Raw genomic sequence first — 21,809 nt, forward strand, 5'->3', positions numbered from 1 at the left:
AGAACAACAACAAGTTTTTGCCTGGTGGCAATAGCGCTGTGGAACCACCTGATCCCATTCCGAACTCAGAAGTGAAACGCAGCTGCGACGATGGTAGTGTAGCATTCGCTATGCGAGAGTAGTTCACCGCCAGGCTCCCAATTCAAGCAAAAGGCCTACCCTCACCGGTAGGCCTTTTTGCGTTGAAGCGCCTCGGGGCAGGCCATCCTGGCGGCGCATTACTATCGCACACCAGCTACAGCGCTGCGCGTGTAGCATTGCGAAACACCTCCTGTGTTTCGTCCCTACGGACCGTTGCGTTGCAACGTCCAAAGGTGTTCCTGACACCTTTGTCGCTATGCGAAGTGGGTGAGCAAAGTAGTTCACCGCCAGTACTCCACTACCAAACATCTGCCGATTTATGTAAATAGCAGACAATAAAAAGCCCGCATTAAGCGGGCTGGTTTTGCAGTAACTATTACTTATTGCGGTGCAGGTTACCGTGCACATCAAAGCGCCAGTGCGCATCTTGCAGCGCGGTTAAATATGCGCCTGCTTTGTCCAGTGCGACAGCTTTAATAAAGTGATTGTTCTTATCCAGAAAAATCAGCCATTGCTTTGCAGTTTTGCTTAATTCGGTTTCAGCAATAAAGACGTGCATACCCAGGTAGTTTGGCAGGCTGTTATTCCAGCCTTGCTCTACTTTAAAGATGTAACGGCCCTGGTAATCCGGGTGCAAAAAATTGGCTTGCTGCACCGGGCTTAGTAATTTTTTGTCACTGACGCTGACCAGAGCAATGCTATTACTGCGTGCAATCAACTGATTTAATTCACTGCGCTGTGCCGAAGCCTGGCGATTTCTTGCTGCCGCGGCATTTGCTATCGGCTTCGATAATGGCATGGCAATCTCTAATGAAAACAACGCCAACTCGTAATTATCCAGCAGTGCCAGGTAGGCTTTACTGTCACTACAATCTGTTGGTGGAGTAATACCTCGTCTGACGTTGTGCGTTAATTTTACATCTGCCTGCAGCAGTTTTTCTACATCACTACTATGTACCTTTTCTTGTAGCAAGGCTTGCAGTCGGTGATATTGCTTATCTGTCATTGAAACTGCCGGCTCGCCTTCAACCGGCAGCTCTTTACATTGCAGGTAATATTGACTTACGGCAGTAGAATGCAAGGCGCTGCTCACAGCTGATTGCAGTGTGCGCTTTTCCGATGTTGAATAGCTGTTGGCTATGGCCGGTACGGCCGAAAGTACGCTAAGAAACGGGAGAACAGTTAACATATAAATTGCATCCGGAAAATGTTGGCGGCACCTTAGCCTGACTGAGCAAAAAAGGAAAGTGAATACTGGTGTGAACAGTTAAAGCCGCGGCCAGCTGCGTTAAAGCCCGATTGCTGTCAGCTGTGCTGCAATCCAATCGAGGCAGCTTTTCTTACTGTGCTGGCCGGTTTGTTGCAGTATCTCCGGCCAACTGCGTCGCTGCCAGAACAGCGCACAAAGTACCTGGCTAAGCTCAGCCGGCAGCCGGCGGTAATGTAAGTTAAACCAGCTTAACAGCAGATGACTGACTAACTCGAACGGCCGCTTACCTTCGCTAAACAATTGCAGCTGCTCCAGCTCAGTATCACTGAACGCTGTCTGCTGCGTCGGTGTTGCCAGCGCTATGGCCAATTCGGCGTTTAACTGCGGATACAGTAATGAAAGATTGCTGTATAAGGTGGCGCTGAAACTCTGCTGTAGGTTGTGGCAAACTTCAGCTGAGGCGGTAACAGCTTGCAACATCAGTATAGAGTATTCGGCGCTGGCTTTATCGCTGCTGCTGCCTAAGCGCACTGCGACGTAGCCCGCTTGCTGCCAAAATTGCAATAAGCCGGTTGTTACGCCAAAGCTGCTGCCCAGATAACTGATGCCGGCCTGCTGTGCCCCCTGTTTGATATGGCTGAGTAATTGATTGCCCAGTTGCCGGCGTTGCAATCCAGGGTGTACGCTAATACGCATTACCCGCCATAGCGGTAAAGCGGCCAGTTCCGGCCGCGCTGAATGAAAGGCCAGGCTTTGTGCCAGCAAGTGCCCCTGAACACGGCGCTCGCCGTGATAAACGGCTGTCGCAAGCGCTGCCGGCAGCTGACCTTCACTGCTGATCAGTGCGCAAGCCAGTACCTGTTCGTCCTGTTCCAGCGTCATAACCTGCAGCTGTGGGTTATCCAGTAATGCAGCTAAATCTTTAACCTGAGTTTGGTAATGCGCCTGGCTTAGCAGATGGAATACCTGTTGCAGTTTTAGTGGTGTGCTAAGCCAGTCTGCGCCGCTGTAGCGACTGACATTAACGGCAGCCCCGGCATCATATAGCGCGTCGCTGGCCGGCTGTTGCAGCAAGAAGGCGGCAAAAATCAGTTGCTCCAGCGGATCACCTGCCCGGTAGCGCACCGGTTGTTGCAGCTGCAGTTTTTTCCAGCCCGGGCACTGTGCACTAAGGTGTTGCTGAAACCGTAGCTGAAAGCCGCGGCCTGTGCCTTCATAGCCATGTTCGGTAGTGGCAAATACTATACGGCTAAAGCGAGCCAGCAGCTGCTGCAGCACCGGTGTTGGTATAGCCGCAGCTTCGTCTACCAGCAGTAAATCGGCATTGCTATCGGCGCGTAGCAGTTGATCAAAAGGCACAAACTGCAGGTGGTTATGCAGTGGGGCCTCTGTCAGTTGTTGAAAATGCTGCAAAGCGGTTTGCGCCGCCTGTGGTGAAGGCGCGGTAAGTATAATTTGCTTACCTGTGGTTGCCAGCTGTGCAGCAGCAATACCCAGGGCGGCTGATTTGCCACGGCCACGGTCGGCAGCCACGACTAACGGCCTGCGCCGGTGGCCACTGACCACATGCAAGATGCTCTCAACCGCAGTTTGCTGCTCTGTGCTGATATAAGGTGCGGCAACAAAGGTAAGCGGCGCAGCGGCTGGCCAGTTAAGTTGGCGGCTGATCTGTTCGCCGTCGATAATCACGCTGTTTTGTTGCGCTAACTGCAATAGCCAAAACGCGACGAAATGGCCCTGATGGTTGGCGGCATCCACCGGGTAAGGTAACAGGCTTTTATGTGCCGGATTAGCCTGCTGTTGCCACTTTGCAAAGGGCGGGCAGAGCAGCAACCAGATGCCGCCAGCTTTAACACAGCCGGCAGAAGCTGCCACCAGATCGGCGTTAAAGCCGCTGAACGCATTGATCACCAAAATATCGCATTCACTGCCCAGCAGCTGATAGTTTTGCTTGCCGGTTAAGTTAACGGCATCGGCAGGCGCTTCAGCGCCAAGCCAATATAGCTTGTGGTAGCTAATAGTGCTGAGTAAGGCCGTAGTGTGCGCCAGCAGCGCCTCTGCTGTGCCCTGCCAAACAACCGGCAAACGGATATGCAACTGCGCGGCCTGTTGTTGCCACTGTTGTAACTGAGCCAGCAGCGCAGTTACCGGCATTTAACCAACCGCCTGCAACCGGGCATAGGCCGTGACCAGCCACTTGCTGCCCAGATCGTCGAAATTCACCTGAATCCGCGATTGGCTGCCGGTGCCTTCATAGTTAAGCACGGTACCTTCGCCGAATTTATCGTGCAACACCCGCTGGCCCAATTTAAAGCCGGTATTTTCAAAGGCGACGTGCGAGGCGGCGCTGCCAAAGCGGTTAAATTGGGTGGGCCGGCTAACCTGAGTGGTCAGGCGGATTTCTTCTACATATTCAGCCGGAATTTCACGGATAAAGCGTGACGGTTTGTGGTATTGCTCCTGGCCATATAAGCGACGGCTTTCGGCATGGGTTAAATACAGCTTTTTCATTGCCCGTGTCATACCGACATAACACAAGCGGCGCTCTTCTTCTAACCGGGTCGGGTCGTCGCCACTTTGCTGGCTGGGGAACATGCCTTCTTCCAGGCCGCAAATAAACACCAGCGGAAATTCCAGCCCTTTAGCGCTGTGCAATGTCATCAACTGCACCGCATCCGAGTGCTCTTCGGCCTGGTACTCACCGGCTTCCAGCGCAGCTTGCGATAAAAACGCCGCCAGCGGTGTCATATCTTCAGCGCGACGCTCATCAAAATTCTGGCAAGCGGTAATCAGCTCGTTTAAGTTCTCAATCCGCGTTTCGGCTTTCTCGCCTTTTTCCGCCTGATACATGGCATATAAACCGGACTGCTTAATCGCATGTTCGGCTTGCTCATGCAGCGGTAACTCTGCCACCTGAGTATCTAATTGTTCAATTAACTGCATAAAGTTATCGATAGCAGAGGCGGCGCGGCCGGTAAGCAGCTTTTGCGCCAGCATCTGCTGCAGGCTTTGCCACAGTGTTTGCTGCTGGGCGCGGGAGTGTTCACGTACTTTATTTAACGTGGTATCGCCAATGCCTCGCACCGGGGTATTAATAACGCGCTCCAGTGCGGCGTCATCCTGGCGGTTATGCAGCAGGCGCAGGTAGGCCAGTGCATCTTTAATTTCCTGGCGCTCATAAAAGCGCAGGCCGCCGTAAATACGGTAGTGCAGGCCTTCCTGAATTAATGCTTCTTCCAGTACCCGCGACTGGGCATTGTTGCGGTATAAAATGGCGGCTTCGCTTAAGCGATCGCCCTGTTTGTGCCAATCGCGGATGCGGCCGACAATAAAGCGCGCTTCATCCAGCTCGTTAAAGGCGGTGTACAGGGAGATCACTTCGCCCTGAGCGCCGTCGGTCCATAAGTCTTTACCCAGCCGGTCAGTGTTATTGGCAATAACGGCATTAGCGGCTTTTAAAATGGTTTCGGTAGAGCGGTAGTTTTGCTCCAGCCGCACGGTGTCAACGTCCGGGAAGTCTTTTAAGAAGGTTTGGATATTCTCAACCCTGGCACCGCGCCAGCCGTATATGGACTGGTCATCGTCACCAACAATCATCACTTTGGCCGTGCTGCCGGCTAGCAGACGCAGCCATTGGTATTGAATGGCGTTGGTATCCTGAAACTCGTCTACCAGGATATGGCGAAAACGCTGCTGATAATGGCCGCGTACTTCACTGTTCTGTTTTAACAGCTCAAAGCTGCGCAGCAGTATTTCGGCAAAGTCGACTAAACCGGCGCGGTCGCACATATCCTGATAAGCGGCATAAATTTTTACCATCTGCTGCAGACTGAAATCGCCGGCGGCGTCGATCATGCCCGGGCGTAGGCCGTCATCTTTGCGGGCATTAATAAACCACTGAATTTGCTTTGGTGGCCAGTGCTTTTCGTCCAGGTTCAGCGCTTTTAATACCCGCTTAACCAGCCGGTACTGATCGTCGCTGTCGATGATTTGAAAGCCCTGCGGTAAACCGGCTTCCTGGTAGTGCGCGCGCAGCATACGGTGCGACAAACCATGAAAGGTACCCATCCACAGGTTGTTTAAACTCACGCCTATGGTGCTTTCAATCCGGCTGCGCATTTCCTGCGAGGCTTTATTGGTGAAAGTTACCGCCAGCAAGCTGTAAGGCGCTACCCGTTCTACCTGCATTAACCAGGCTAAGCGATGCACCAGCACGCGGGTTTTGCCACTACCGGCCCCGGCCAGTACCAGCATATGTTGCGGTGATGCTGCCACCGCATCGCGTTGTTTATCGTTCAGCCCGTCCAGCAGGTAAGATACATCCATCAGAAAGTCTCGCTAAGCACAATGGCGGCCATTATAGCAGCCTGGCTGTGCACGCCAAGCGCAGTTAGTGGATATATAACCAGTTAGTCAAATGATGGCGCTGCATGCTGTTGTTGCTGTTGATGTTTTGCTTTATAGGTATTGGCAAAGGTTAAAATCGCCATACTGATACAGCCAAAAATGAAAAAGCCTGCAGTCACCGGAATAAGGCTGCCGTTATACATCTGGCCTATTACTGTGCCTATGCACAGCGACATAATGGATGACACAGAACCAATAATAGCGGCAGCTATGCCAGCCACATGTCCCATAGGCTCCATCGCCATCGCGTTGATATTACCAAACACCAGACCAAAACAAAAAAACAGCACCGCAGCGTAGAGTAAAAACATCCATAGCTGTATTTCAATAACTAAATGCAGCACTAAAAACAGTGCTGAGCTAACAATAATGCCCAGCACAGCGCTGTGGGATAATTGCTGCATACCCCATTTTTGCACCAGACGCGAGTTCACTAACGAGGCTGCGCCAAACACAATCGCCAGCAAGCCAAAGTACAGGGTGAACAGCTCGCCTGTTTTAAATAAGTCCTGAAAAATTTGTTGCGACGAATTCAGGTAGCCAATAAAGCTGCCGAAAAACAATCCCATACAAATCATGTAGCAGACAGTGGGTACATTACGGATAACTTCTTTAAAGCCCTCGCTAAAGCCTTTTTTGCTCATCGGAATACGATGCGGTTTGGGCAAGGTTTCTTCCAGGCGGCAAAAAATCCACACCACGATTAACAGCGCATAGAACACATAAAGCAGAAAAATATCACGCCATGAGCCAACCCATAACACGGCCTGCCCCAGGCTGGGTGCTAAAGCCGGCACCATAACGAAAATCATCATCACCAGCGACATAATACGCGCCATATCATTGCCGGAGTATTTATCCCGTACGATAGAAATAGCCGAAACATAGGGGCCGGAAACCCCTAAACCCTGAATAAAACGACCCAATAGCAAGGTGTTGATGTCATTAGCGAAATAACATATCACTGTGCCCACTAAAAACAGCGCTATGCCACCGTTCAGCACTTTCTTGCGGCCGGTAGCGTCTGACAACGGGCCGCAAATCAGCTGACCTATCGCCATCCCGAAAAATAAAGCACTGACCACCAACTGCGCCTGATTCGGGTGGCTCATCGCAATGTCAGCACGAATAGCATCCAGTGCCGGCAATAAGGCATCAATAGAGATGGCAACAATAGACATCATAAGCGCCACCAGTAAGGTAAATTCACCGGTGGAAATACGCGACTGCGGCGCGTGGGTGGAATAATCAGACATTTACAGCATTCCTTGTTTAAAACTGCCTGCAGCAGGCGGGAATAGTTTGGCTTGTTACATCACAGCAGCGCAGATAATTGCTGCACATCAGTCAGCCGGATATGTGGCAATACCGCAATGGCAGTTTGATAATGATCCAGCCAGGCAGCCTGACAACCGGCGCTTAGCGCACCCATCACATCGGCGCGGTGGCTGTCACCAATATGCAGTATCTGCGCAGGCGCTACCTGTAAACGCGCAGCTGCGGTGAGAAATAAATCGGCATAGGGTTTCATCCGGCCATCGGGTCCGGCCTGCAGGCTGAATTCGAATAACCCGCCGATACCCATTTTATTAATACAGGCGTTACCATTGGTAATGGCAATCAGCTTATAGCGCTGTGCCAGAGCCGACAGCAGCTGTGTTACTTCCGGCGTCAGGCTAATGCGGGTGCGTTCGGCCAGAAACGCGTTGTAGGCCAGTTCAGCAATTTCGCCGGCTTCACATTGTGCCAGACCCAATGAGGTTAAGCCGGCTTCAATACCCAGCAAGCGCCAGCGGCCGATATCATGGCGGATATCAGGGGTGGCTTGTGCCAGCAGGCGGCGTTGCTGCCACCAGAATTCGCTGTCAGTGTCCTGCGTTAGCGGCGCATGCTGCACCAGAGCGCTAAGCATGGCGGCTTCAGCGGCCGCCAATACCGGGCTGTTGTCGTATAGGGTATCGTCCAGATCAAACGACAATACGCTAACCTGGCTTAGTGCTTTAAATAATTGCATAGTTGCTACCATGTTGTTGGCTGAAACACCTGCTGCCAGCTTACCGCCGCCAGTTGCTGACTAAACCAGCTTAACGCCTGGCCCTGGCTGTGCTTTTGCCACGCCATATACAGCGGCACTTTATCTCTGGGGATGCTGCTGGCTTTGGCGACCAGTTCACCCCGTGCCAGCTCTTCGCTGATCAGGTGGCGTGGCACAAAGCCAATCCCCAAGCCTTGTTTTTGCGCGTCTATTTTTGCCTGCATATTACTGACAATAACGCGCTGCCGGGTATCGAACAAGCCGGACGAGCGCTTGGGCGCGTCCAGTGCCGAGTCGGCGACAACAATGGCGGCAAACTGTTGTACATCTTCGATGCCGACAATCCGATCTAACGCTGCCAATTGGTGATGCGGCGCTACGGCAAACACAAATTCAGCTTCACCCAGCGGCAGCAAATTAAACTGGCCCTTGGGTAAATCGCCGGATACACCAACTGCAATATCGGCCCGACCGGTTTGCAGCGCTTCCCAGCCACCGGCCATCACCTCTTCTTTTACCAATACCTGAGTAATTTTGCCCAGTTGCAAAAACTGACCAATCACATCCAGCAGCGGCGCATTCGGAATTATGCTGTCTTTGGCAATCATCAGTTGTGTTTCCCAGCCGGTATCCAGCTGTTTTACCGCATTTTGCAGCTGGTTAGCGGCATGCAACAAGGTACGGCCCTGTTCCAGCAGCAACTGCCCCGCCGGGGTTAACTGTGCCCGCTGTTTGCTGCGGTCAAATAAGGCTACGCCTAAATCAGACTCCAGCTTGGCAATGGTGTAACTCAGTGCTGAAGGCACCTTGTACAGCGCTTCAGCGGCGGCGGCAAAACTACCTTTGCGCTCTATCGCATCCAGTGCTCTTAAAGCGTCTAAACTCAGTACGTTATGCATGGCAGGCTCATTTCAGGCTAAATTCAAATATTTTGAATAGTGTAGTCAAAACATTGCGCTTTTGCCGCAAAAATTATCCGGCTATAGTGACTACATCGACGCAAAGTGTGCTGTCGAGCGGCAGTAAACTTAACTTTAAATAATTTGGCAGGTGAAACTATGGCTACTTCAATCGTACAGAAAATTTTAACTTCAAATGCCGGTGTAGCAGCTCTGGCGCTGCGGGTACCGGTGGGTATTATCTTTGCTGCACACGGTGCGCAAAAGCTGTTTGGCTGGTTTGGCGGCTACGGCCTGGAAGGTACCGGTGGCTGGATGGACAGCATAGGTTTATCACCAGGCATTGTTATGGCGTTTTTAGCCGGTGCGGCAGAGTTTTTCGGCGGTATCGCCCTGGTACTGGGCCTGTTAACCCGGCCTGCTGCCCTGGCACTAAGCATCGCCATGGTGGTAGCAATAGTGGCAGTGCACCTGCCTAACGGCCTGTTTATGAGCAATAACGGCTACGAATTCGGTTTAGCCTTATTGGCTGCCAGCGTCTCACTGTTGTTTAGCGGCGCCGGTAAAGCCTCGCTGGATAACCTGCTGGCCAAGCGCTTTAACTAAGACTAAGTAACAAAGAAAAACGCCCGCTTTTGCCGGGCGTTTTTATTGGAGAGCTAAACAAGGGAATCGGCTTGCCCTAAACCAACCGTTGAAGGCATGGATGCTGACAAATTCGTATGGAACGAATTTGAACAGCACCGCTGGCCCACCGGGCAAACTTCATGGATGAAGTTTGTAATCGAGCCTATAGGGACATATTCACGGCGTGTTGGTGTGGGCAAACCGGTTCCCGTGCAGGAGGCATAGCAAGATGTTGTTAGTTGGATTTCTTCTTTGCTCTTGGATGGGCGTTATCGTATACCTTAGCCAGGTGGGCGAAATCCAGATGGGTATAGACCTGAGTGGTGCTAAGGTTGGCGTGGCCCAACAGTTCCTGCACGGCACGTAAATCCTGGCTGGACTCCAGCATATGGCTGGCGAATGAGTGGCGCAGCATATGCGGATGTACATGCTGGTTTAAGCCCTGCTGTTTGGCCCACAGTTGCACCCGTTCGCGCACATGGCGGCTACTTATGCGTTTATGCTGTTTGCTGATAAACAACGCATTGGCATCTTCTTCCGGCAGCTTTGCTGTAAAAGCCGGTCGCTGCTTTAGCCAGTCTTTTAATGCTGCCAGCGCGATTTTCCCCACCGGCACTATACGTTGCTTACTGCCCTTACCGGTAACGCGCAGCAGTTGCTGTTGCCAGTCGATATCGCTGACTTCGGCATTGACCAGTTCTTCCAACCGCAAACCGGATGAGTAAAACAGCTCCAGCATGGCTTTGTCGCGACAGGCAAGAATATCGTCTTTGCTGTCAAAGCTCAGCAGATGGTTAAGCTGATCAACATTGAGGTTTTTTGGCAGGCTGCGCGCGGCCTTGGGTACCGATAAATACTGCGCCGGGTTGTCTGTGCGCTTAGCCTGCGCCTGCAGATAGCGGAAAAAACTGCGCAGCGCCGCCACCTTTAACGCTATGGTACGCGGTTTGGCGCCGCTGCGGCGCAGGCCTATAATGTGTTGTTTTAATTGATCTTCTGTCACGTTAAGCCAGTGGCTGTCGGCATCAGTCTCCGCCACGCCTGACGCCAGTTGTCGCAACTGACGCTGATAGCTGTCTAAGGTTTTGCTGCTGTAGCCGCGCTCAAACTGCAGATACTGTAAAAACGCCTGCAGCGGCTGTTGCCACTGCGGCGCTAACGGGGTGTCAGGCAGCGTCATAACCCGGTAACAACTGAGCTAAAATGCTGGCTAAATGGCTGATAAACAGCTTATCCATCGCCGGCTGGAAGTGATCATCCTGCTCGCTGCCAAAGGCCAGCAGTGCCAGCGGTTGCTGTTTGTCGCTGATTAACACCAGCGCCACCGAGTGAATATGGCCGGCAAATAAACCTTGCTGCTCCTCTTTGTTCAGCCGGCCCAGGTACACGCCATGCTGATTCAGCCGGCGCGACAGCAACAGCTGAAACGGGCTGCTGCTTTGGGCGTCGTCAAACCGCAGTAAGCGGCATTCCTGCACATTGGGCATGGCGGCGGTAAATTGTTGCAGGCTGTGCTGCGCGTCCTGCAAACTAGCCGCCTGGTACAGTTGGGCTTGTAGCTGATTAAACGCCAGAAAAATTTGCTCGTTTTGCCGTGCTACCGACATTAACCGCGTAATGTCGTCTTCCAGCGCCTGTATTTTCTCGCGCTGCAGCTCCAGCTGGCGTTCTACCAGCGACACGCTGCCGCGTTGCTGATGCGGCAAGCGCAGATTGGCCAGCAGTTGCGGATACTGCTGAAAAAATTCCGGGTGGTCCTGCAAATAGTCGTATACCACATGGGCGGCCAGCAGGTCTTTGTCCTTGCTCAGGCTATCGTTCATAGCAATATTTGTCCGTCGTAAACATGTTCTGCCGGGCCGGTCATTTTTAGCGGTTGGCCCGGGCCATTCCAGCGAATGTGCAGGCTGCCACCGGGTAAATCTACCCGTACCTGCTGTTGTAATTTCTTTTGTAACTGGCCCACTACCACAGCCGCACAAGCGCCGGTGCCGCAGGCTTGGGTTTCACCGGCACCGCGCTCCCACACCCGCAGTTTAATATGGCCCGGGTTTAATACCTGCATAAAGCCGATATTGGCACGCTCCGGAAAGCGCTCGTGCTGTTCAAACAGTGGGCCTTGTAACTGCACCGGGGCGTTGTCGAGATCTTCCACTTCCACCACCGCATGCGGGTTGCCCATCGATACCACCCCGCAGAGTATAGTGTGCTCTTCGGCGCGCAGAATATAGGTAATTTCCTGCTTCTGCGCTTTAAACGGCACCCGCGCCGGGTCCAGTTGCGGTATACCCATATTCACCGTTACCTGGCCGTCGGTTTCAACATAGAGGGTGATTTTGCCGGATTTGGTGCTAACGCCAATTTTATGTTTGTTGGTTAAGCCACGGGCGCGGACAAATTTAGCAAAGCAGCGCGCGCCATTGCCGCATTGCTCTACTTCCGAGCCGTCGGCATTGAAAATGCGGTAGTGAAAATCCAGCTCAGGATCATAGGGCGGTTCTACCATCAGCAGCTGATCAAAGCCAATACCGGTGTGGCGGTTGGCCAGCGCTTTAATCTGCTCTTTGGTTAAGAACACATTTTGGCTTACCGCATCGACCAGCATAAAGTCGTTGCCCAAGCCATGCATTTTTGTGAAATGTAACAACATCAGCGCCCTTAATTAGTCGGTGACAACCTGTTCACCACGCCATAAATCCTGCCATTGTTCACGGGCGCGGATTAAATGCACTTTATCGCCATCTACCAGTACTTCGGCAGCGCGCGGGCGGCTGTTGTAGTTTGAACTCATGGTAAAACCATAGGCGCCGGCTGAGCGCACCGCCAGTAAATCGCCTTGGGCTATGGCCAATTCGCGGTCTTTACCGAGAAAATCGCCGGTTTCGCATACCGGGCCAACAATGTCATATACCGCAGCGGTGGCCGTGGTATTTATTTCTACCGGTACTATTGCCTGCCAGGCGCTGTACAATGCAGGGCGGATTAAGTCGTTCATGGCAGCATCAACAATGGCGAAGTTTTTCTCCTGGCCCGGCTTTAAAAATTCTACTTTGGTGAGTAATACGCCGGCATTGGCCATAATGGCACGGCCAGGTTCCATAATCAGTTCCAGCTGCGGGTAACTTTGCAGCCGTGCTACGACCTTGCTGATGTAATCGGCCGGCGAGGGCGGGGTTTCTTTATCGTAAGTTACGCCCAGGCCACCGCCGATATCGATATGGCTTAGCTTGATGCCGTCGGCGGCCAGCTCGTCAATCAGCTTGAGCAGCTTTTCCAGCGCATCTAAAAACGGCTGGGTTTCAGTAAGTTGTGAGCCGATATGGCAGTCTACGCCCACCACATTAAGGTGGCTGTAGCTGGCAGCCAGCCGGTAAATATCGCGCGCCTGCAGAATATCAATGCCAAACTTATTCGCTTTTAAGCCGGTAGAAATATACGGATGGGTTTTGGCGTCGATGTCCGGGTTTACCCGAATCGATACCGCGGCCTTTTTATCCAGGCTGCTGGCTACCTGTTGCAGCCGTTCCAGCTCGGCCACCGATTCGACATTAAAGCACTTAATGCCCAGCTGCAGCGCAAAGCGCATATCATCTGCCGTTTTTGCCACACCGGAGAACACCACTTTTTTTGCATCGCCACCGGCAGCAATAACACGGCGCAACTCTCCGCCGGATACAATGTCAAAGCCACTGCCCAGCTTGGCCAGCAGGTTGAGTATCGCCAGGTTGCTGTTGGCTTTTACCGCATAGCACACCAGGCTGTGCGGGTGTTTTGCCGCTGCGCTGGCAAAGGCCTGATAATGCCGCTCTACGGTAGCGCGCGAGTACACATAGCAAGGGGTGCCGAATTGGTTGGCAATGTCGCTAAGCGGTTGTTGTTCCGCAAACAGGCGGTTGTGCTGATAATTAAAATGGTCCACGTTGTTCATCCGGTTGTTGGGTTGGATTAGCGTTGTTTTGCTGTGGCTCTGCCACTTCCGGTGCCGGTTGTGGTAAGGTAAGCGGGCCTTTTTGACCACACGCACTCAGTAAGCTGCACAGCAAAATGACGGCAGTAACAGTTAACAGCGGACCTCGGGTTGTAAAAGCGTGCATGATGTTATTTTTTTATGGTGGTTGCGTTCTATAATCGCATCCTTAGCGATAAAAGCAAACAGGTGAAGCAGATGAATGATCTGGAATATGAAGAATTAACCGACAGTATTATGCTGGCGGTAGAGCTGGCAGTAGAAAATGCCGATGCCGACCTGGATTATGAGTCACACGGCAGTTTGCTCAGCATCAGCTTTGCTGATGGCAGCAAAATTATTATTAATAAGCAGCCGCCGCTGCAGCAGTTATGGTTGGCCACCAAATTTAACGGTCACCATTTTGAGTTGCGCGGCGACAAGTGGATAGATAACCGCAGTGGTACCGAGTTCTGGCAACTGCTGAACGATGCTGCCGCCAGGCAGGCGGGTAAAGCGCTTAATTTAGCGCCTTAGGCGCTGCTGTTTTTTTAGGATTTGTAATGGCGTTACTTCCTTTTGTTGATGTTAAGGCGCAAGGCGACAGCCGCGCCGCCGTGGTGTGGTTACATGGCCTTGGCGACTCCGGCCATGGTTTTGCGCCTATAGTGCCTGAACTGCGCTTACCGGCAGACGCCGGCATCCGGTTTTTATTTCCGCACGCGCCCGAGCGGCCGGTAACGGTAAATGGCGGCATGCGGATGCGGGCCTGGTACGATATTAAAACCATGGATTTAACCAACCGCGCCGACGAAGCCGGGGTGCGGGAATCTGCCGCGGCAGTGCAACAGCTGTTGGATAAACTGATTAGCGACGGCATCAGCAGCGAGCGCATTATTCTGGCCGGCTTTAGCCAGGGCGGCGTTATAGCGCTGCATTTACTGCCGCGTTTGCCGTATAAACTGGCCGGGGTAATGGCGTTGTCTACCTATATGTGTGCACCGGATAAGTTAAAAGACGAAAGCAACAATATTAATAAGGCCACGCCGGTGTTGGTAGCGCACGGCAGCCAGGATCCGGTGGTGCCGATGGCGGCCGGCCAGCAAGCGTACCACACGCTGAAAAACGCCGGTTTTAATGTCAGCTGGCACGACTACCGCATGCAACATAGTGTTTGCGCCCAGGAAGTGGCTGATATCAGCAGCTTTATCCAGCGGCGTTTATTGACTCAGGTAACCAACTAAGATGAACCTAATCCGTATTGCAACGCGTAAAAGTGCGCTGGCACTGTGGCAGGCCGAGTATGTTAAAGCTGAGTTGTTGCGCCATCATCCGCAGCTAAGCGTCGAGCTGGTACCGATGTCGACCCAGGGCGATAAAATTCTTGATACCCCGCTGGCAAAAATCGGCGGCAAAGGCTTGTTCGTTAAAGAACTGGAGCAAGCCATGCTGGATGGCCGCGCCGATATTGCTGTGCACAGCATGAAAGATGTGCCGGTGGAATTTCCGCCCGGCTTAATGCTGCATACCATTTGCCCGCGGGAAAACCCGCAGGATGCCTTTGTTTCCAATCAATTTAAAAGCTTAGATCAGCTGCCACAAGGCGCGGTAGTCGGCACCTCCAGCCTGCGCCGCCAGTGCCAGTTAAAAGCCTTAAGGCCGGATCTAACCGTGCGCGACCTGCGCGGTAATGTTAATACCCGGCTGGCCAAACTGGATAACGGCGAGTTTGCTGCCATTATTCTGGCCGCCGCTGGCCTGATCCGGCTGGGCTTTGCGCAGCGCATCGCCAGTTTAATGCCGGTAGAAACCAGCCTGCCGGCCAATGGCCAGGGCGCGGTGGGTATTGAATGTCGCAGCGATGATATTGCCGTGCAGCAACTGCTGTCGCCACTGGAGCATGCACCCACCCGCAGCTGTGTGCTGGCCGAGCGGGCGATGAACCGTAAATTGCAGGGCGGCTGCCAGGTACCGATTGGCGCTTATGCCGAAATCAGCGGTGACAGCCTGTGGCTGCGTGGTTTGGTTGGTGCGGTGGATGGCAGTGAAATTATCCGCCATGAATTGCGTGGCCCGGTTGCCGAAGCAGAACAGTTAGGTACTGCGCTGGCAGAGCACTTGCTGGCGCAGGGCGCGGGTCGTATTTTGCAGGCGGTATATCAGGCTGCACCATGACAGAGTTTGCGCCGGACAGCATCCCGTTTTTAATTACCCGGCCGGCCGGTAAGGCCGATAACCTGCTGGCTACGCTGGATGAAAGCGGCATAGCTTATTTGTATCAGCCGCTGATCACCACAGCACAAGTCAGTTTAAAAGCCCAGGATCAACAGCTGTTACAACAGGCCGATATACTGATTTTTGTCAGCGTCAGTGCGGTAAACAGCTTGCAAAGCCAGTGCGATGCCGCGGTATTACAGGCGCCGCTGTTTGCCGTGGGGCAAACCACAGCCCTGGCGTTGCAACGCTGGCTGGCGCGGGAGGTAACAGTACCGATTGATCAGCGCAGCGAAGGCTTGCTGCAATTGCCACAGCTGCAGCAGGTAGCCGGTAAACAGGTCGTGGTGGTGCGCGGCAATGCGGGGCGCGAACTGATTAAACAAAGCTTGGTGGCGCGCGGTGCAGTAGTGCGCTATGTACAAAGTTACAAACGCTTGCCACTGCCGCTGGACGGCGCCTTGCTGTGTCAGCAGTGGCAGCTGGCCGGTATTCGTTGTATTGTGGCCACCAGCAATGAAATTTTACAGCAATTGTTCAGCCTGGTAAGTAGTGCCCATCACCATTGGCTGCAACAATGCGATTGGATTTTGGTTAGCCCGCGCATGCAGGATAGTGCTGTAGCGCTGGGTATAGCGGCAGAGCACATTACCCTTGCCGACAATGCCAACGACAGCGCATTACTGGCTGCGATCAGCCAGCTTAAGAGGAAATATCAATGAGTGACAGCTTAGAGCGCGCTACCGAAATGGACGCGCCGTTGCAGCAGTTAAAACAAAAAATTGATGCCGAGCCGGCGCCGCGTAAGGGCGGCAGCTTTAGCGGTGGTTTAAGTTTGTTACTGGTGCTGGCACTGGGCTGCGCTATTGGTGCCGGCGGCTATTGGCTGTGGCCGCAATGGCAAAGCCTGCAGCAGCAAACCGACACCCTGCAGCAAAATCAGCAGCGTTTAACTGAGCAAAGTACGCAACAACTGGACAGCAGCAAACAGTTACAACAGCAGTTGCTGGCAGAACAACAGCAGCGATTGACGCAGTTAGAGCAAAACCTGCAACAACAACAGCAGCAATTAGCCGCGCAAAATCAGGCGCAAATTCAGGCATTGCGTCAACTGGTGCAGGAACGCGACAGCGCGCCGCCACGGCATTGGCTGCTGGCCGAGATTGAGTATTTACTGCAGCTGGCGGCACAAAAAGTTTGGCTGGAGCAGGATTTTTCCACCGCCCGCGCCTTACTGGCCAGCGCCGATGAAAAGCTGCTTAAGTTGGACGACCCGTCCTTACTGCCGGTGCGTCAGGCCCTGGCCACAGATCTGGAGCAGTTAAGCCGGTTACACCAGCCCGATTTAACGGCTGTGCATATTCAACTGCAACAAATGCGCAAGCACAGCATGCTGTTGCCACTGAAACAGCAGGAGCAGCCTGAACAGCTTGAGCCGGCTCCCGGCACAGAGCTGAGTAACTGGCGTGACACCTTAAGTTATTATTGGCAGCAAAGCTGGAGCAAGTTAGTGCGGGTGCGCAGCGCCGTGCCGGAAGATTATTTTAGTTTAACCACAGAGCAACAGCTGATGTTGCGGGTTAGCCTGAATCAGCAATTGCTGTTGGCCGAATTGGCCGCTATGCAGCATCAGCCGCAGGTGTATGCGGCGGCATTGCAACAAGCGGCTGATCAGCTGCAGCGCTATTTTAACAGCGATGATGCCGGCGTTTTACAGCTCAGCTCAGATCTGGCCGCTTTGGCCGCGGTTGAGGTAGCAGTAGCTACGCCCACGCCGTTAACCGCATTACCGCAGTTGCAACAGTATCAGCAACAGCTGACGGAGAGCAGCCTATGATCCGTTGGCTGCTGTTAATCCTGGTGCTGGCCACGGCCATGCTGCTGGGGCCCTCGTTGGTGAATAACCCGGGGTATATCAAAATTATTCTGGCCGGCCGCGTGTTTGAATTCACCGCATTGGGCTTGGTAGTCATACTGGTGTTGTCCGCCGTGGCATTGTGGTTGGTTAGTGTGCTGCTGCGAAAATTACTGCGTTTACAGCATGTGTCGTTTAATTTTCTGCGCTGGCGCCGCCAACGTAAAGCGCAGCAAGCCTTTGAGCTGGGGTTACAGGCCTATGCCAAGCAGCAATGGCAGCTGGCCAGTGCGCATTTAGCTAAAGCCGCTGCCGACGATTTTATGCACAACGAAAAACACCTGTTGGCGGCTTATGCTGCGTTTTATGCCGGCAATACTGACCAAGCCAACCGCCATGTCGCGGCTTTACCGGCAGCAGACAACAGCAGCTGCTTTGTGCAGGCCGACTTACTGTTGCAACAAGGCCAGGCGGCACAGGCTTGTGTATTGTTAGCTGAGCAGGTTAACGCCGACACTGAAGATAAAGGCTTGGGGCAGCTGTATTTATACGCCTTGCAGCAAGCCGGGCAATGGCAGCAGTTATTGCAAATGGTGCCGGCTGCGCTGAAACAGCAGTGGTTTGACAAAGATAAATGGCGCCGGCAACGCTTTAATATTTACCCGGCCGCAGTTAGCCAGCTCAGCCAGCAGCAACGCTTTGATGAAGCCGCTGCCTATTGGCAAAACCTGCCGGCAAAAGAGCGTAAATCTACCGCGGCCAATATCGGCCTGGCTTGGGCGCAGGCACAAAATGGCCAGAGTGAAGCGGCAGAAAAGCTGCTGTTAAGCAACCTGCAGTTAGAAGAATTACCGCTGACACTGGCCTTTTTACGCCAGATCCCGCTGGGCAAATCGGTATTAAAATTGCGTAAACAAGCACAAAGCTGGCTGCGCGATCATAATAGCAATGGTTATGTTTATGCATTGCTGGCCTACCTCGCTGAGCAGGAAGGTGAGCCGGAGCAGGCGGAGCTGGCACTGCAAAAAGCGCGGCAATACGAGCCAAAGCTTGGCTGACCATGTGTTGACCGGGCTGGCGCCCTTAAGCCAGCCGGGCGCCCGCATCCTGGTACTTGGCAGTATGCCTGGTGCCGTTTCGCTGACACAACAGCAATATTATGCCCATCCGCGTAATTTGTTCTGGCCGGTTATGGCTGAACTGGCCGGCTTTTCCGCTACCTTACCCTACGACGCAAAAGTGCAGGCGTTGACCAGCGCCGGCGTCGCCTTGTGGGATGTGATTGGCAGCTGCCGCCGTGCCGGCAGTTTAGACAGTGCTATTCGCGATGAGCAGGTAAACGACTTTGCCGGCTTTTTTGCCGCCCAGCCACAGTTAGCCGCCATTGCTTTTAACGGCGCTAAAGCCCAGCAGAGTTTTAAACGTCATGTGTTGCCATTGCAGATAGTGCCGCCACAGGTGCAACTGCTTAGCTTACCTTCCACCAGCCCGGCGCATGCATCCCTGAGCTTTAGCGAAAAACTGCAGCAATGGCGCCAACTTAGCGCTTATTTGCGCTAGCTGCTGTGTTTTATCAATTTCGGTACGTGTCGGCTTTTTTTACATAAAGCCGGTTATTGGCTTGACAGATCCGGCGCAGCAAACAATATTGATTAGTAATTGAACTGTCATCCGGCTGTGTTATGCCAATAATGTTATGCAGCGCTGTAAGCTATCAGCAGTGGGTCGCCCGGCCCGCTAACCTGCACGACTGTTCAACGGATTACCACCTGTCAGAGTGGTTTGACGAGTAGCAATTTCCCCTTCAGCTAATACCAGAATTTTTCGCACGGCATTTTGCTGCGCGAAATACTGCGGCCGTTAGGCCATTTCCTAAAACAACACAATAAGCAGGAAGTTAAAAATGAAAGCACTAAGTCTGTTAGGCGTAGTTGCGCTATTGCTATGTGGCAATGCGCAGGCCTGTTTGCAACAAGAAAGCGAAAATAACAATAACGAAAGCGCGGCCGATGGCCCGCTGTGTAGCGGCATAACGGTACAGGCAGCCATTGGCAACCGCACTGATCAGGACTGGTATGCGTTTGACACCAGCGCGAGCGGCGACATCAGCATTAACCTGAGTCATGGCAATAACGCGGACTTTGACTGGTTTTTATACCGTGCCAGCGGCAGCTACATCGCCTCCGGCCAAAGCAGTGCTAATCCGGAAACCGGTACCTATGTTGCCTCACCGGCCGGGCCGCACTTTATTAAGGTGACCCGTTACAGTGGTACCGGCAACTATCAGCTGACGGTAAACTTTGCCGGCGCTGGCGGCGGCACTGAACCAGAGCCGGAACCTGGAAATTGCAGCTATGGCGCCAGGCCTTCTAAGCCGGGTGGCTTATCGGCAACCTTACTGGGTGCTAGCAGCGATGTTTGCGTCAGCTTAACCTCACCGGCGCTGTTACTGATGGGCGGTGGTGCTGATGTTGATGCCGCTTTTGCTAACCGCATTGCGCCGCATATCCAGGGTGGCAATATAGTAGTGCTGCGCACCTCCGGCACGGCTGCCTATAACGATTACCTGCAAGGCCTGACAAACGCGGCCTCGGTAGAGACGTTGATCGTCAACACCCGCACCAAGGCCAACAGCGATTATGTCGATTGGGCCATCCGCAGTGCCGAGTTTGTCTTTATCGCCGGTGGTGATCAGTCAGATTATCTGAACCAGTGGCAGGGCACTAAGGTGCAGGATGCGTTAATGCATGTGTATAACAAAGGCGGCGCCGTGGGCGGTACCTCGGCGGGCAACCATGTGTTGGGTGAATTTATTTACGATCCGGATGGTGTGCCGGGTGCGATTAGCTCAGAAGCGGTAACCGATTTTTGCCATCAGACAGTGAATATCAGCAGCAACTTTCTCACATTGCCGCTGTTAGACGGCATTATTACCGATACTCACTTTAAACAGCGCGACCGCATGGGCCGCTCGGCAGTGTTTCAGGCTAAGCTTGGCAGCAGTGGTCGCGTAGTGGCAGTATCTGAAGCGACCTCGTTGTTTGTCAGCGCCAACGGCAACGCTGTAGTAGATGGCAGCCATGAAGTCTATGTCTTGCGCGCCGACAGCCAAACGCAGTACCAGCAAACCAGCTGTGGCCAGCCGGTGATTATCAATAACCTGCTGCGTTATAAGCTGTTGCCGGGCCAAAGTTATAACCTGTTGAATAACAGCACGGCAGTAAGCCCAACACGGCTAAGCATAGATGGCCGCAGCGGCAGCTTTTACAGCCCGACCAACCCGTACTGAGCTTAAACGCTATCGCAGCTAAGTTACTGCGCTAGCGGAATTTATTGCTGTCCCGCTGGTCTGATGCTGACTCAACCACAGCAGATGCAGGGACAGCCATTCTTTGTCTGGTGTTACTACTACGTTAAAGCGCTTGCTGCAAACCTATGGCCGCGCGGCAGTGCCGGCGCTGTTGCTGCATGCGGTACTGCTGGCAGCTTTGCTGCAACTGCGGTTTACGCCGGCAGTTAAACCGCCGGACGTTGAACCGGTAGTCTCTTATTTATATCAGCCGCCTGTAAGTACACAGCAAGCACAGCCGCAAGCTGAAACAGGGTCGGAGCCTGTGACCCCAAACGCAGAACCCGTCACTGCAAAACCATCTTCAAGGTCACTGCACGCTGCTGATAGCAAAAAGGTTGAGCAAGCTCCAGCGGATACTCCGCCTGTGCCGCAACCCGGCCTTGCGCGGCGCAGCCTGGAACGGGCAGCAACCACAACTCCTGCTGCTATGGATCAAGCAGCGGCAGCAAGTTATCAGCAGTTTCTACAGGCACAACAACAAACGAAAATCACGGTAGAAAAGCGCCATCAGCAGCTAAGCAAGGATCCGGCGCAGCAAGTAATGGCAAATTTGGCCGATGGCCGGCAAATTATACGCACCAAAGAGGGTTGCCGTATTGCTGATCCCGCTAAGGACGGCTTCGATGCTTTAATGGCGTTAAAAACAGTGCCCTGTGGCGATGAAGATAACAGCAGCGACCTGCTGAAGCAGGCGCTGGAAAAACACAGTAAGCGCTAATCAGGCCTCAGCAATATGCTGCTCTAAACGCGCTTTCAGCTCGCCGTCAATCGCCACGGCTTTGCCGGTTTTCTGATCCAGGCAAACAAAGGTTACCTGAGCATCGGCCGCTATGGCATCTTTGCCGGCAATACGCACTTCCTGGGTTACCACAGCACTTTTGCCGCCTACTTTGCTAAAGCGGGTAAACACTTCCAACTGATCGCCCATGGTGGCGGCAACACGATAATTAATATTGATATTCACAATCACCCACGCCAGATTATGTTTAGCAAACCAGTCAATATCGCCGCTGTCTTCCAGATAACCCCAGCGCGCTTCTTCGAGAAACTCCAGGTAACGGGCGTTGTTCACATGCTGATAAATATCTAAATGATAACCGCGTACTTTAATTAAGGTTTTATGTGTCATATCCGGGCTCTGTGCTTAATTCAGGTGCACCGATTGTGGCATAGAAAAAGTGGC

22 protein-coding genes and 1 rRNA gene are annotated in these 21,809 nt (G+C 53.1%); 11 read left to right on the forward strand and 12 right to left on the reverse strand.

The genetic code is table 11. The annotated features are described in order from the left end of the window. Positions 1 to 20: 20 nt before the first annotated feature. Positions 21 to 135 (forward strand): 5S ribosomal RNA (gene rrf / locus Q8O77_RS04815). Between the two features lie 322 nt (positions 136 to 457). Here rrf and Q8O77_RS04820 read toward each other — a convergent pair. The 6 genes from Q8O77_RS04820 to Q8O77_RS04845 form a co-directional block, all read right to left on the reverse strand. Further along, on the reverse strand, positions 458 to 1,270 hold the full coding sequence (locus Q8O77_RS04820) for a hypothetical protein (protein ID WP_305551713.1): 813 nt from the start codon (positions 1,268 to 1,270) through the stop codon (positions 458 to 460). A 99-nt stretch (positions 1,271 to 1,369) separates the two neighbouring features. Next, positions 1,370 to 3,445 carry a tRNA(Met) cytidine acetyltransferase TmcA gene (locus Q8O77_RS04825; protein WP_305551714.1) on the reverse strand — a complete coding sequence of 692 codons (2,076 nt, stop codon included), beginning with the start codon at positions 3,443 to 3,445 and terminating at the stop codon, positions 1,370 to 1,372. Continuing rightward, on the reverse strand, positions 3,446 to 5,617 hold the full coding sequence (gene uvrD, locus Q8O77_RS04830; RefSeq protein ID WP_305551715.1) for a DNA helicase II: 2,172 nt from the start codon (positions 5,615 to 5,617) through the stop codon (positions 3,446 to 3,448). It lies immediately after the preceding gene. Between the two features lie 83 nt (positions 5,618 to 5,700). After that, entirely contained in the window at positions 5,701 to 6,954 is a 1,254-nt protein-coding gene (locus Q8O77_RS04835; RefSeq protein WP_305551716.1) for a multidrug effflux MFS transporter, read from the reverse strand. Positions 6,955 to 7,013: 59 nt separating this feature from the next. Beyond that, the gene (locus Q8O77_RS04840; protein ID WP_305551717.1) at positions 7,014 to 7,712 is read right to left on the reverse strand and encodes an HAD-IA family hydrolase; all 699 of its coding nucleotides are present in this window, start codon (positions 7,710 to 7,712) and stop codon (positions 7,014 to 7,016) included. A 5-nt stretch (positions 7,713 to 7,717) separates the two neighbouring features. After that, the gene (locus Q8O77_RS04845) at positions 7,718 to 8,632 is read right to left on the reverse strand and encodes a LysR family transcriptional regulator (RefSeq protein ID WP_305551718.1); all 915 of its coding nucleotides are present in this window, start codon (positions 8,630 to 8,632) and stop codon (positions 7,718 to 7,720) included. 159 nt (positions 8,633 to 8,791) lie between these two features. On the opposite strand from Q8O77_RS04845, the gene Q8O77_RS04850 reads away from it, so the two are divergent. Further along, positions 8,792 to 9,238: a DoxX family protein gene (locus Q8O77_RS04850; protein ID WP_305551719.1), complete on the forward strand. Its 447-nt coding sequence runs from the start codon at positions 8,792 to 8,794 to the stop codon at positions 9,236 to 9,238. Positions 9,239 to 9,494: 256 nt separating this feature from the next. Here Q8O77_RS04850 and xerC read toward each other — a convergent pair whose 3' ends face one another. Genes xerC through Q8O77_RS20045 form a run of 5 tightly spaced genes read right to left on the reverse strand, consistent with a single transcriptional unit; the run spans position 9,495 to position 13,353 of the window. Further along, a complete protein-coding gene (xerC, locus tag Q8O77_RS04855) occupies positions 9,495 to 10,439 on the reverse strand; it encodes a tyrosine recombinase XerC (protein WP_371133443.1) in 945 nt (314 codons plus the stop codon). Then, positions 10,426 to 11,082: a DUF484 family protein gene (locus Q8O77_RS04860; RefSeq protein WP_305551720.1), complete on the reverse strand. Its 657-nt coding sequence runs from the start codon at positions 11,080 to 11,082 to the stop codon at positions 10,426 to 10,428. Before Q8O77_RS04860 ends, xerC begins: the two co-directional genes overlap by 14 nt. Then, a complete protein-coding gene (dapF, locus tag Q8O77_RS04865; RefSeq protein WP_305551721.1) occupies positions 11,079 to 11,909 on the reverse strand; it encodes a diaminopimelate epimerase in 831 nt (276 codons plus the stop codon). The genes Q8O77_RS04860 and dapF overlap by 4 nt, the downstream gene beginning before the upstream one ends. Before the next feature lie 12 nt (positions 11,910 to 11,921). After that, positions 11,922 to 13,178, reverse strand: a complete 1,257-nt coding sequence (gene lysA, locus Q8O77_RS04870; protein WP_305551722.1) for a diaminopimelate decarboxylase — start codon at positions 13,176 to 13,178, stop codon at positions 11,922 to 11,924. Then, a complete protein-coding gene (locus tag Q8O77_RS20045) occupies positions 13,165 to 13,353 on the reverse strand; it encodes a lipoprotein (protein ID WP_371133444.1) in 189 nt (62 codons plus the stop codon). Before Q8O77_RS20045 ends, lysA begins: the two co-directional genes overlap by 14 nt. A 71-nt stretch (positions 13,354 to 13,424) precedes the next feature. Between Q8O77_RS20045 and cyaY the strand changes: the two genes are divergently transcribed. From cyaY to Q8O77_RS04915, 9 genes are all read left to right on the forward strand, one after another. After that, positions 13,425 to 13,742: an iron donor protein CyaY gene (cyaY, locus tag Q8O77_RS04875; protein ID WP_305551723.1), complete on the forward strand. Its 318-nt coding sequence runs from the start codon at positions 13,425 to 13,427 to the stop codon at positions 13,740 to 13,742. Between the two features lie 26 nt (positions 13,743 to 13,768). Continuing rightward, entirely contained in the window at positions 13,769 to 14,449 is a 681-nt protein-coding gene (locus tag Q8O77_RS04880) for an alpha/beta hydrolase (RefSeq protein WP_305551724.1), read from the forward strand. A 1-nt stretch (position 14,450) separates the two neighbouring features. Then, positions 14,451 to 15,380 (forward strand): hydroxymethylbilane synthase, encoded by a 930-nt coding sequence (hemC, locus tag Q8O77_RS04885; protein ID WP_305551725.1) that lies wholly within the window; start codon positions 14,451 to 14,453, stop codon positions 15,378 to 15,380. After that, positions 15,377 to 16,141 carry a uroporphyrinogen-III synthase gene (locus Q8O77_RS04890; protein ID WP_305551726.1) on the forward strand — a complete coding sequence of 255 codons (765 nt, stop codon included), beginning with the start codon at positions 15,377 to 15,379 and terminating at the stop codon, positions 16,139 to 16,141. The genes hemC and Q8O77_RS04890 overlap by 4 nt, the downstream gene beginning before the upstream one ends. Beyond that, positions 16,138 to 17,256, forward strand: coding sequence for a uroporphyrinogen-III C-methyltransferase (locus Q8O77_RS04895; RefSeq protein ID WP_305551727.1), 1,119 nt, complete (start codon positions 16,138 to 16,140; stop codon positions 17,254 to 17,256). The genes Q8O77_RS04890 and Q8O77_RS04895 overlap by 4 nt, the downstream gene beginning before the upstream one ends. Next, a complete protein-coding gene (locus Q8O77_RS04900) occupies positions 17,253 to 18,332 on the forward strand; it encodes a heme biosynthesis HemY N-terminal domain-containing protein (RefSeq protein WP_305551728.1) in 1,080 nt (359 codons plus the stop codon). Before Q8O77_RS04895 ends, Q8O77_RS04900 begins: the two co-directional genes overlap by 4 nt. Then, on the forward strand, positions 18,325 to 18,834 hold the full coding sequence (locus Q8O77_RS04905) for a DNA-deoxyinosine glycosylase (protein ID WP_305551729.1): 510 nt from the start codon (positions 18,325 to 18,327) through the stop codon (positions 18,832 to 18,834). Before Q8O77_RS04900 ends, Q8O77_RS04905 begins: the two co-directional genes overlap by 8 nt. 343 nt (positions 18,835 to 19,177) lie before the next feature. Next, on the forward strand, positions 19,178 to 20,563 hold the full coding sequence (locus Q8O77_RS04910) for a Type 1 glutamine amidotransferase-like domain-containing protein (protein ID WP_305551730.1): 1,386 nt from the start codon (positions 19,178 to 19,180) through the stop codon (positions 20,561 to 20,563). Positions 20,564 to 20,666: 103 nt separating this feature from the next. After that, positions 20,667 to 21,344: a hypothetical protein gene (locus Q8O77_RS04915; RefSeq protein WP_305551731.1), complete on the forward strand. Its 678-nt coding sequence runs from the start codon at positions 20,667 to 20,669 to the stop codon at positions 21,342 to 21,344. Here the strand turns inward: Q8O77_RS04915 and Q8O77_RS04920 are convergent, their stop codons facing one another. After that, entirely contained in the window at positions 21,345 to 21,755 is a 411-nt protein-coding gene (locus Q8O77_RS04920) for a thioesterase family protein (RefSeq protein ID WP_305551732.1), read from the reverse strand. Positions 21,756 to 21,809: the final 54 nt, after the last annotated feature.

The sequence above is a fragment of the Rheinheimera sp. genome (assembly GCF_030690345.1).
GTDB lineage: Bacteria > Pseudomonadota > Gammaproteobacteria > Enterobacterales > Alteromonadaceae > Alishewanella.